The sequence below is a fragment of the Methylibium sp. T29 genome (genome assembly GCF_000576205.1).
GTDB classification, from domain to species: domain Bacteria; phylum Pseudomonadota; class Gammaproteobacteria; order Burkholderiales; family Burkholderiaceae_C; genus Methylibium; species Methylibium petroleiphilum.
Genome location: NZ_AZND01000549.1, coordinates 1 through 942 on the forward strand (window position 1 = coordinate 1; position 942 = coordinate 942).

At 72.3% G+C, this 942-nt stretch carries 2 pseudogenes; one reads left to right on the plus strand and one right to left on the minus strand.

Going from position 1 to position 942, the window contains the following annotated elements:
* Window positions 1-62 precede the first annotated feature (62 nt).
* Window positions 63-636 (plus strand): annotated as a pseudogene (locus tag x551_RS24850) (SDR family oxidoreductase); the annotation flags it as partial.
* Here x551_RS24850 and x551_RS26650 read toward each other — a convergent pair.
* Window positions 519-942 (minus strand): annotated as a pseudogene (locus x551_RS26650) (AAA family ATPase); the annotation flags it as partial. The pseudogenes x551_RS24850 and x551_RS26650 sit on opposite strands and share 118 nt — an antisense overlap.

Genomic DNA, 942 nt, shown 5'->3' on the forward strand with positions numbered 1-942 from the left:
GCCGGCGAAGGCCCTGGGACGCTGAGCCGTCGCGGGGTCTGCCTGCCGACGGGAGCAAGAAGATGGACTACGGGATCAGGGGCCGGCGCGCGCTGCTCAGCGGCTCCACCAAGGCATCGGCTACGCCGCCGCCAAGGCGCTGGCCGCCGAAGGCGCGGCGGTGGTGCTGAACGGCCGCAGCGCGGCGGGCGTGGACGCCGCGGTGCAACGGCTGCGTGGCGAGCTGCCGCAGGCCGAGGTCAGCGGCATCGCCGCCGACCTGGGCACGGCGGCCGGCTGCGAGGCGCTGTTCGCGCAACTGCCGGCGGTCGACATCCTCGTCAACAACCTTGGCATCTTCGAGCCCAAGCCTTTCGAGGACATCCCCGACGCGACTGGCAGCGCTTCTTCGAGGTCAACGTGCTCAGCGGCGTGCGCCTGGCGCGCCACTACGTCGGCGGCATGCGCGCGCGCGACTGGGGCCGCATCGTCTTCGTGTCCAGCGAGTCGGGCCTGCAGATCCCGACCGAGATGATCCACTACGGCATGACCAAGACCGCGCAGCTGTCCATCGCGCGCGGGCTGGCCGAGACGCTGGCCGGCACCGGCGTCACCGTCAACAGCGTGCTGCCGGGGCCGACCTCGTCGGAAGGCGTGGCCGACTCGGCCGGCAGCGGTGAGGACGGCGCGACCAGGCCGCCCTGGGCTTCGACGCCCAGCGAGCGCAGCCGCAGCCGCTCGCCGCCGGAGAACAGGTGCTGCACGTCGATCCGGCCGTCGTCGTCGGCCAGGATCACCGCGCGCTCGACCATGTTCTCGAGCTCGCGCACGTTGCCGGGCCAGTGGTAGTCCCACAGCGCGTCGTAGGCGCGCGTGGTCAGGCCGGCGACGCGCTTGCCGCAGCGTCGGTTGCAACGTTCCAGGAACAGTGCGACGAGCAGCGGGATGTCCTCCAGGCGCTCA